Below are 9,037 nucleotides of genomic sequence, written 5' to 3' on the forward strand. Positions count from 1 at the left end.
TTTTGCGTGCGGCGCCGGCGGGCGTGCCGGCGGGCGTGCCGGCGGGCGTGCCGGCCGGCGCACTGCGCTCAGGCGCGCTGCAAGGCGATGCCGAGCGATTCGACTGCTTGCGCGATCGCCGCGACCGCGCGCCGGATATCGCCCGAGTCGATCGCGCCGATGCAGCCGACGCGGAACGTCTCGCGCTGCGTGAGCTTGCCCGGATACAGGATGAAGCCCGCGTCGCGCACTGCGTCGTAGAAGCGGCGGAAATCGTAGGCCGGATGGTCGGGGGCGTGGAACGTGACGATCACCGGCGCCTGCACGCGCGCGTCGAGGAACGGCACGAAGCCGAGCGCGCGCATCGATTCGATCAGCGTCCGGCAGTTGTCCGCGTAGCGTGCGCCGCGCGCCGGCTGGCCGCCTTCGGCGAGGTACTGGTCGAGCGCGGCGCGCAGCGCGGCAATCACGTGCGTCGGCGGCGTGAAGCGCCACTGGCCCGTCTTGCGCAGGTACGCGTACTGGTCGTGGAGGTCGAGCGCGAGCGACGGCGAGTTGCCTTCGCATGCGTCGAGCGCGTCGCGCCGCACGATCGCGAATCCCATCCCCGGCACCCCTTCGAGGCATTTGCCGCTTGCCGAGACCAGTGCGTCGATGCCGCTGTCCGCCAGCGCGATCGGCAATGCGCCGAACGAACTCATCGCATCGACGATCAGCCGCTTGCCGTGCCGCCGGCACACGGCCGCGATCGCATCGAGCGGATTCAGGATTCCGGCGCTCGTTTCCAGATGCACGAGCGCGACGTGCGTGATGCGCGGCGCGCGCGCGAACGCGGCCTCGACCGCGGCCGCGTCGACGGCCGCGTCCTCGCCGAACGGCAGCGCGATCGCGTCGATGCCGAGCCGGCCGAGGATCTTCAGGATCCGCGCGCAATACGCGCCGTTGTCGGGCACGAGCACGACGCCGTCGCGCGGCACCAGCGTGCCGAGCGCGGCCTCGACCGAGAACGTGCCGCTGCCCTGCATCGGCACGCACACGTACGCGTCGCCGCCTTGCGCGATCGCGACGAGGTCGGCGCAGACGCTGGCCGTCAGCCGATTGAAAGCGGCGTCCCACGAGCCCCAGTCATGTTGCATTGCGTGGCGTGTCGTGGCGGACGTGGTGAGCGGGCCGGGCGTGAGCAGAATCGGATCGGACATGGTTTTTCTCCAGCGGCAGTCGAACGAAATGCCGGGCGGCATTTCTGAATGACTTGCATGATATTGGCAAAATGTGTCATTTTTTGGAAATTGTGGCATTCGTCACGGGTTTGTCATCGAACGCTGTGATCCTTCGGTTGCCGCGCGCAACCCACCGCAGTGCGGCGGCGCGGCAGGCCGTCGGTCGGCCAGCCCGGAGATAACAGGAGAGCCGGATCGTGCCCCGGCCGTTTGGTGTTCCGCCTACGGAGAAGTGAGATGACACTGCAGAAACCCTCGCGCGCCCCTGCCGGCGTGTTCCGCAAGCTCGCGCTGGCCGCCTGCGCCGCCGGTCTGCTGCAAGGCGCCGCGATGCCGGCGCAGGCGGCCAACGCGGTCGTGCTGTACACGGCGGACGGCCTCGAGAACCTCTATCGCGACGTGCTGCCGGCCTTCGAGAAGAAGGAAGGCGTCAAGGTCAACATCGTGACGGCGGGCAGCGGCGAGGTCGTGAACCGCGCGAACATCGAGAAGAATTCCCCGAAGGCCGACGTGATCGTCACGCTGCCGCCGTTCATCCAGCAGGCCGGCCAGATGGGCCTGCTGCAGGCGTACCAGAGCGTGAACTACAAGAACGTGCCGGCCATCGCGAAGGCCGAGGACGGCACGTGGGCGACGTTCGTGAACAACTACTTCTCGTTCGCGATCAACCCGGAAGTCGTGAAGAACCAGCCGAAGACGTTCGCCGACCTGCTGTCGCCGGCCTACGCGGGCAAGGTCGCGTACTCGAACCCGGCCACGGCCGGCGACGGGATGGCCGTGCTGATCCTGACGACGTCGCTGATGGGCGAGGACAAGGCATTCGACTACCTCGCGAAGCTGTCGCAGAGCGTGAAGTTCCATACGAAGGGCACGGGCTATCTGAACGTGCTGCTGTCGCGCAACGAAATCAGCGTCGCGAACGGCGACCTGCAGATGGACCTCGACGACGCCGAACACGGCGCGCTGTCCGTCAAGCCGATCTTCCTGGCCGCGAAGGACGGCGACCAGCCGACCACGTTCCAGCTCCCGTACGGCATCGGCCTGATCAAGAGCGGCCCGAACCAGGATGCCGGCAAGAAGCTGATCGACTACCTGATGTCGACGGACGTGCAGTCGAAGGTGCCGGACATGTACGGCATCCCGGGCCGCACGGACGTGCCGCTGGCCGGCAAGAACGGCGAAGCGGTCAAGAAGGCGATCGCGGGCGTGAAGCTGATCCCGGTCGACTGGACCCAGGTGATGGCGAAGAAGCCGGTGTGGATCGAGCGCTGGAAGAAGGACGTGATCGGCAGCTCGGGCAAGCCGCTCGACGTCGTCAAGCCGAAGTGATCGGCGCACGCCGCCTGTATTAGCGAGCAAGAGGATGAACCCGGTGGAAACCGCCCTGACCCATCCCGGCGCATTCGGCGCCGCCGAACCGCGCGCGACGCTGCGGTCCGGCGCGCCGGGCGGCGTGCAGATCGAACACCTGAGCGTGCGCTACGGCGCACGCACGGTGCTGGAGGATCTGTCGCTGTCGATCGGTGCCGGCGAATTTCTGACCGTGCTCGGCAAGAGCGGCTGCGGCAAGACCACGCTGCTGCGCTTCATCGCTGGGTTCGTGAAGGCCGATGGCCTGACCGGCACGCTGACCGTGGCCGGACGCGATCTGACCTATGCGCCGCCGCACAAGCGCAATCTCGGTCTGCTGTTCCAGAATTACGCGCTGTTCCCGCACCTGTCGGTGTTCGAGAACGTCGCATTCGGGCTGCGCGCACGCGGCATGGCGTCGTCGGAAGTGACGCGCCGCGTTGCCGACGCGCTGAAGCTCGTGCAGCTCGGCGATGCCGGCCATCATCTGCCGGCGCAGTTGTCGGGCGGGATGCAGCAGCGCGTCGCGCTGGCGCGCGCGCTCGTGATCGAGCCGGACGTGCTGCTGCTCGACGAGCCGCTGTCGGCGCTCGACGCCAACCTGCGCGCATCGGTGCGCAGCGAACTGAAGGCGCTGCACGAGCGCCTGCCGAACCTGACCGTCGTCTGCGTGACGCACGACCGCGACGACGCGCTCGTGCTGTCCGACCGCGCGCTTCTGATGCGCGACGGCCGCATCGCGCAGCTCGGCACGCCGCAGCAGCTGTACGACGCGCCGCGGGACGGCTACGTCGCCCGCTATCTCGGCCCGGCGAACCTGCTGCCGCCGCACGTGATCTTCCCGCTCGGCGATCCGCGCCACGAAGTGCGCGGCAAGGTCGCCTGCGTGCGCCCCGAGCGCCTGACCGTGATGCCGCCCGCCGCGGGCGGCCTGCACGGCACGGTGTCGTCCGTCGAATGGCAGGGCGCGGACCTGTCGATCGCGGTCGTGATCGACGCGGCGCCCGACGAGCCCGTGCGCGTCACGATGCAACGCGGCCGCGGCGCGGCCCCCGAGCGCGGTGCGCGCGTGTCCCTGCATTGCGAGGCAGACGATGTCGTCCTTATCGAGCCCTGAAGCCGGCCTGCCGCCGCACGTGCTCGCGTCGGCCGCCGCGCATGCCGCCGCCGCGCGGCGCCGCAAGCGCAGGGGCGACCTGCACCTGGCCGCGCTCGCCATCGTCGTGCTCGGCCCGCTCGTCGTCTATCCGCTGGTGCGGCTCGTGCTGCTGAGCCTGTCGGGCGATCACGGGCTGAGTTTCGCCGCGTACCGGACCTTCTTCGGCAACCCCGATACGCGCGGCGTGCTGCTGACGACGCTCGGCGTGCTGTTCGCGAGCGCCGGCACCGCATCGGTGCTAGGCGTGCTGCTGGCCGCGCTGCTGTTCTTCAAGCCGTTCCCGGGCGCGTCGCTCGTCACGCGCTTCCTGGAGTTGTACGTCGCGTTTCCGTCGTTTCTCGTCGCGTTCACGCTGATCTTCCTGTACGGCTCGCAAGGGTCGATCAGCATCGCGCTGCAGCACCTGTTCCATCTCGAGAACCCGCCGCTCGATTTCCTGTTCGGCATCGGCGGCGTGATTCTCGCGCAGACCGTGTTCTACACGCCGTTCGTCGTACGGCCGACGCTCGCGTCGTTCGCGACGCTCGACCTGCGTCTGATCGAGGCCGCGCGCAGCCTCGGCGCGCCCGGCTGGATGCTCGCGCGTCGCGTCGTGCTGCCGATCGCGTGGCCGGGCATTGCCGCCGGCACCGTGCTGTGCTTCCTGCTGACGCTGAACGAGTTCGGCATTCTGCTCGTGCTCGGCAGCGCGCGGCTCGTCACGCTGCCGGTCGCGATCTACAGCAGCGCGACCGTCGATCTCGACCTGCCGACCGCATCGGCCGGCGCGGTCGTGATGCTGGCGTTGTCGCTGGCGCTGTACGCGGTTTATCGCCGGGTGAACCGGCGTGCGACGGGAGGGAACGATGTCCGCTGAATTTCGTATCGGGCAAGCCGTGCCGCGCCACCGGATCGGCCGGAGCGACGCGCTGCTCAAGCATGCGACGCGCGCCGCGCTCGCGCTCGCCGCGTTCGCGTGCTTCTGGCTGTTCGTGCTGCCGGTCGTCGTCGTCGCGCTGTCGAGCGTGTCGACGCAATGGTCGGGCACGATCCTGCCGGCCGGCTACAGCCTGCGCTGGTTCGAGCGGCTCGGGTCGCCGGAATACGACGCGCTGCTGACGAGCCTCGAAATCGGCTTCGGCGTGTCGGCGATCGGCACGATCCTCGGGCTGTGGCTCGCGCTTGCGCTCGAAGGGCGCGACCGGCGCGGCCTCGGCGCGGTGGTCGACGCGCTCGTGATGGTGCCGAACGGCGTGCCGAGCGTCGTGCTCGGGCTCGCGGTGCTGATCGCGTATCACCAGAAGCCGCTCGACCTGTCGAGCTCGGCGGCGATCGTCGTGCTCGTGCAGCTCGCGCTGATCTTGCCGTTCTGCTATCGCTGCGCGGCCGCCGCACTGCGTCCGGAGTTGACCGTGCTGCGCGAAGCCGCCTCGAGCCTCGGTGCGCCGCCCGCGATGGTGCTGCGCCGCGTGCTGCTGCCGCAGCTCGTGCCGGCGCTGCGCGCGAGCCTCGCGCTCGGCTTCGCCCTGTCGCTCGGCGAGCTCGGCGCGACGCTGACGGTCTATCCGCCCGGCTTCGCGACCGTGCCGATCGTCGTGATCGGGCAGGTCGAGCGCGGTTACTACCTGCCGGCCTCGGCGCTGTCGTTGCTGATGCTCGGCGCGTCGCTCGCGGCGCTGCTGCTGATCGCGGCGCGGGTGCCGCGCGGCACGCGGGCGGCATCATGAACGCCGCGTTCGCATTGCGCCATCCCGGTGACGCGTCGGCGGCCGGTGCATCGACGGATCTCGCGGGCCGCTCGATCGACGTCAACGGCCGGCGCTACCGGTTGCCGGTCGAGCCGACCGTCGTCGTCTGCGTCGACGGCTGCGAGTACGACTATCTCGAAAAGGTGGTGGACGCGGGCGTCGCGCCGTTCATCGGCCGGATGATCGCGGAAGGCACGGCCTGGCGCGGCGATTGCATCGTGCCGACCTTCACCAACCCGAACAACCTGTCGATCGTCTGCGGCGTGCCGCCGTCGGTCCACGGGATCTGCGGCAACTATTTCTGGGATCCGGCCGCCGACGGCGGGCGCGGTGCCGAAGTGATGATGAACGACCCGGCCTACCTGCGGGCCGGCACACTGCTCGCGGCGGCGTCCGACGCCGGCGTGCGGGTGGCCGTCGTGACGGCGAAGGACAAGCTGCGCCGGCTGCTCGGCTGGCAGATGCACGGCATCTGCTTTTCCGCCGAGAAGGCCGCGCAGGCGAATCTCGCGGAAAACGGCATCGTCGACGTGCTCGACTGGGTCGGCCTGCCGTCGCCGGACGTCTACAGCGCGGCGTTGTCCGAATTCGTGTTCGCGGCCGGCGTGCGGCTCGCGCAGACGCGGCAGGTCGACCTGATGTACCTGTCGACCACCGACTACGTGCAGCACAAGTGCGAGCCGGGCAGCGCGGGCGCGAACGCGTTCTACGCGATGATGGACGGTTACCTCGCGCAACTCGACGCGCTCGGCTGGGCGATCGGGCTCACGGCCGACCACGGGATGAACGCGAAGCACGACCCGGCGACCGGCCGGCCGAACGTCATCTATCTTCAGGATGCGTTCGACGGCTGGTACGGCGCGCAGTCCGCACGCGTGATCCTGCCGATCACCGATCCGTACGTCGTGCATCACGGCGCGCTCGGCTCGTTCGCGACGATCTATCTCGCGCCGGATGTCGACCGCGCCGAGGCGATGTGGCGCGTCGGCGGCCTCGACGGTGTCGAGCTCGTGCTCGACAACGCGGAAGCCGCCGCACGTTTCGAGCTGCCGGCCGACCGGATCGGCGATCTCGTCGTGATCGGCCGCCGCGACATGACGCTCGGCACGCGCGCGCGCGAACACGACCTGTCGGGCCTCACCGTGCCGCTGCGTTCGCACGGCGGCGTGTCGGAGCAGGAAGTGCCGTTGCTGTTCAATCGGCGTATCGAGCGGGACGATCCCGCGCGTCGCCCGCGCAATTTCGACGTGTTCGATTTCGTGCTGAACCGGATCGCGACATGATGGCGCATCCCCGACACGATCACCCGGCGTTTCGCGCGGAGGCGCTGCGCTGGTGCGGTACGCGCGCGATGCGCGAGCGTACGCTCGACGTGACGGACCCGTATACGGGCATGCGCGTCGGCACCGCGCCGCTCGCGAGCGTCGACGACGTGCGCGCGGCGTTCGATTACGCGCTTGCCTATCGGCCGAAGCTCACGCGCTACGAGCGTTCGCAGATTCTCGAACGGGCGGCCGCGCTGCTGCGTGAACGCACCGAGGAAGCCTCCGATCTGATCACGCTCGAATCGGGGCTGTCGAAGCAGGATTCGCGCTACGAGATCGGCCGCGTCGCCGATGTGCTGAAGTTCGCGGCGGTCGAGGCATTGCGCGACGATGCGCAGAGCTTCTCCTGCGACCTGACGCCTCACGGCAAGGCGCGGCGCGTGTTCTCGCAGCGGCAGCCGCTCGACGGCGTGATCGTCGCGATCACGCCGTTCAATCATCCGATGAACCAGGTCGCGCACAAGATCGCGCCGGCGATCGCGACCAACAACCGCGTGATCGTGAAGCCGTCGGAGAAGGTGCCGCTGTCGGCGTTCTATCTGGCCGACCTGCTGCACGAAGCCGGGTTGCCGGCGCCGATGCTGCAGGTGCTGACCGGCGACCCGGCCGAGATCGCGGACGCGCTCGTCACGCATCCGCATGCGTCGCTGATCACGTTCACGGGCGGCGTGGCGATCGGCAAGGCGATTGCCGCGCGGGCCGGCTACCGGCGCATCGTGCTGGAGCTGGGCGGCAACGATCCGCTGATCGTGCTTGAAGACGCCGATCTCGAGCGCGCGGCGTCGCTGGCGGTGCTGGGTTCGTACCGGAATTCGGGTCAGCGCTGCACGGCCGTCAAGCGGATGCTGGTACAGCGTTCGATCGCGCCCGCGTTCACCGAATTGCTGGTCGAGAAGACGCGCGCATGGACGTACGGCGACCCGTTCGATCCCGCGAACGAAATGGGCACGGTGATCGACGAGGCGGCGGCGCGCCTGTTCGAGGCGCGCGTGGAAGAGGCGGTCGCGCAGGGCGCGCGCCTGCTGACCGGCAACGTGCGGCGCGGCGCGCTGTATGCGCCGACCGTGCTCGACAACGTCGATCCGTCGATGACGATCGTGCGCGAGGAGACCTTCGGGCCCGTATCGCCGGTGATCACGTTCGATACGATCGACGACGCGATCCGGATCAGCAACGGAACGGCGTTCGGGTTGTCGTCGGGGGTGTGTACCGACAGCACGGCGGCCGTCGTGCGGCTCGTGAACGAACTGAACGTCGGCACGGTGAATGTATGGGAGGTGCCCGGATACCGGATCGAGCTGTCGCCGTTCGGCGGCATCAAGGATTCGGGGCTCGGTTACAAGGAAGGCGTCCAGGAGGCGATGAAGAGCTTCACGAACCTGAAGACGTTTTCGCTGCCTTGGGAGTAAGCGTATGGCATTGACGGTGGAGGAGATCCACGGGCTGTATCGCGAGCATGGCCATGTGGCCTATAGCGGAGAGCCGGTCACGCAGCTCGAGCATGCGTTGCAGAGCGGCTTGCTGGCGGAAGCGGCGGGCGCCGGCGAGACGCTGGTCGCGGCGGCGTTCCTGCACGACCTCGGGCATCTGCTGAATCGCCGGGGCGAGACGCCGAGCGCGCGCGGGATCGACGATCTGCATCAGTATTACGTGCTGCCGTTCCTGAGGCCGCTGTTTTCCGACGCGGTGCTGGAGCCGATCCGGCTGCACGTCGACGCGAAGCGCTGCCTGTGCCGCACGGACGCCGGCTACTTCGAGAGCCTGTCGCCGGACTCGGTGCGCAGTCTCGCGTTGCAGGGCGGCATCTTCAGTGAAGAGGACGCGACGGCATTCCTGCTGCGCCCGTTCGCGGAGGATGCGCTGCGTCTGCGCCGCTGGGACGATACGGCAAAGGAACCAGGCAAGGCGACACCGGATCTCGATCACTATATGGAGATCGTCGCGCGCCAGGCACGCACGGACTGACGGCGGTTCGGCCGCTTCCCTAAAACGTCCCGCACGCGGCAGCGTGCGGGACCTTATATTTTTTGCGAAACCCCTTGCGCGATTGCCGACGGGTGCATAGAATCACGCCTCTTTCGCGCTCACGGAAACGCGGCGCGGAAGGAAGGGAAGCAGTGCGGTTGAGGCTTGGCAGGAACGGCCTCGGCGTACGGAAGTTGAGCCCCGCGGTCGCAACGACGTAGTGCAAAAAGTTGTTGACGAGCTGCGAAACACGGTTCATAATCTCGCTTCTCTGCTGCTGAAAACGCAGCGCTGCCGGGAAACACGATGTTC

General features: G+C 68.5%; 9 protein-coding genes. 7 read left to right on the forward strand and 2 right to left on the reverse strand.

The window, feature by feature from the left end; all coding sequences use genetic code 11:
* Positions 1–68: 68 nt before the first annotated feature.
* Complete coding sequence (locus G3N62_RS32665) at positions 69–1,178, reverse strand: 2-aminoethylphosphonate--pyruvate transaminase (RefSeq protein WP_124670342.1); 1,110 nt, start codon at positions 1,176–1,178, stop codon at positions 69–71.
* A 258-nt stretch (positions 1,179–1,436) separates the two neighbouring features.
* Here G3N62_RS32665 and phnS point away from each other — a divergent pair, with 258 nt between their 5' ends.
* Genes phnS through G3N62_RS32700 form a run of 7 tightly spaced genes read left to right on the forward strand, consistent with a single transcriptional unit; the run spans position 1,437 to position 8,725 of the window.
* Positions 1,437–2,528 carry a 2-aminoethylphosphonate ABC transporter substrate-binding protein gene (phnS, locus tag G3N62_RS32670; protein WP_069706930.1) on the forward strand — a complete coding sequence of 364 codons (1,092 nt, stop codon included), beginning with the start codon at positions 1,437–1,439 and terminating at the stop codon, positions 2,526–2,528.
* A 34-nt stretch (positions 2,529–2,562) separates the two neighbouring features.
* Positions 2,563–3,666, forward strand: coding sequence for a 2-aminoethylphosphonate ABC transport system ATP-binding subunit PhnT (phnT, locus tag G3N62_RS32675; protein WP_049029895.1), 1,104 nt, complete (start codon positions 2,563–2,565; stop codon positions 3,664–3,666).
* Complete coding sequence (gene phnU, locus G3N62_RS32680) at positions 3,644–4,564, forward strand: 2-aminoethylphosphonate ABC transporter permease subunit (protein WP_034187831.1); 921 nt, start codon at positions 3,644–3,646, stop codon at positions 4,562–4,564. Before phnT ends, phnU begins: the two co-directional genes overlap by 23 nt.
* Positions 4,554–5,414, forward strand: a complete 861-nt coding sequence (gene phnV / locus G3N62_RS32685; protein ID WP_034187832.1) for a 2-aminoethylphosphonate ABC transport system, membrane component PhnV — start codon at positions 4,554–4,556, stop codon at positions 5,412–5,414. The genes phnU and phnV overlap by 11 nt, the downstream gene beginning before the upstream one ends.
* Complete coding sequence (gene phnA / locus G3N62_RS32690; RefSeq protein ID WP_185733093.1) at positions 5,411–6,718, forward strand: phosphonoacetate hydrolase; 1,308 nt, start codon at positions 5,411–5,413, stop codon at positions 6,716–6,718. Before phnV ends, phnA begins: the two co-directional genes overlap by 4 nt.
* Positions 6,715–8,169: a phosphonoacetaldehyde dehydrogenase gene (gene phnY, locus G3N62_RS32695; protein ID WP_069706932.1), complete on the forward strand. Its 1,455-nt coding sequence runs from the start codon at positions 6,715–6,717 to the stop codon at positions 8,167–8,169. Before phnA ends, phnY begins: the two co-directional genes overlap by 4 nt.
* A gap of 4 nt (positions 8,170–8,173) precedes the next feature.
* Positions 8,174–8,725, forward strand: coding sequence for a phosphonate degradation HD-domain oxygenase (locus G3N62_RS32700; protein ID WP_059558904.1), 552 nt, complete (start codon positions 8,174–8,176; stop codon positions 8,723–8,725).
* 19 nt (positions 8,726–8,744) lie between these two features.
* Here G3N62_RS32700 and G3N62_RS32705 read toward each other — a convergent pair.
* On the reverse strand, positions 8,745–9,037 hold a 293-nt coding region (locus G3N62_RS32705), incomplete at its 5' end, for a hypothetical protein (RefSeq protein WP_206141436.1).

The organism is Burkholderia sp. Tr-20355 (assembly GCF_017104685.1).
Taxonomy (GTDB): domain Bacteria; phylum Pseudomonadota; class Gammaproteobacteria; order Burkholderiales; family Burkholderiaceae; genus Burkholderia; species Burkholderia seminalis.

What these genes read in the sequence shown, in the direction of transcription:
- phnS (WP_069706930.1), top strand. Translation starts at nt 1,437, where the DNA reads ATGACACTGCAGAAACCCTCGCGCGCCCCTGCCGGCGTGTTCCGCAAG.
- phnY (WP_069706932.1), top strand. Translation starts at nt 6,715, where the DNA reads ATGATGGCGCATCCCCGACACGATCACCCGGCGTTTCGCGCGGAGGCG.
- phnU (WP_034187831.1), top strand. Translation starts at nt 3,644, where the DNA reads ATGTCGTCCTTATCGAGCCCTGAAGCCGGCCTGCCGCCGCACGTGCTC.
- phnT (WP_049029895.1), top strand. Translation starts at nt 2,563, where the DNA reads ATGAACCCGGTGGAAACCGCCCTGACCCATCCCGGCGCATTCGGCGCC.
- phnA (WP_185733093.1), top strand. Translation starts at nt 5,411, where the DNA reads ATGAACGCCGCGTTCGCATTGCGCCATCCCGGTGACGCGTCGGCGGCC.
- G3N62_RS32665 (WP_124670342.1), bottom strand. Translation starts at nt 1,178, where the DNA reads ATGTCCGATCCGATTCTGCTCACGCCCGGCCCGCTCACCACGTCCGCC.
- phnV (WP_034187832.1), top strand. Translation starts at nt 4,554, where the DNA reads ATGTCCGCTGAATTTCGTATCGGGCAAGCCGTGCCGCGCCACCGGATC.
- G3N62_RS32700 (WP_059558904.1), top strand. Translation starts at nt 8,174, where the DNA reads ATGGCATTGACGGTGGAGGAGATCCACGGGCTGTATCGCGAGCATGGC.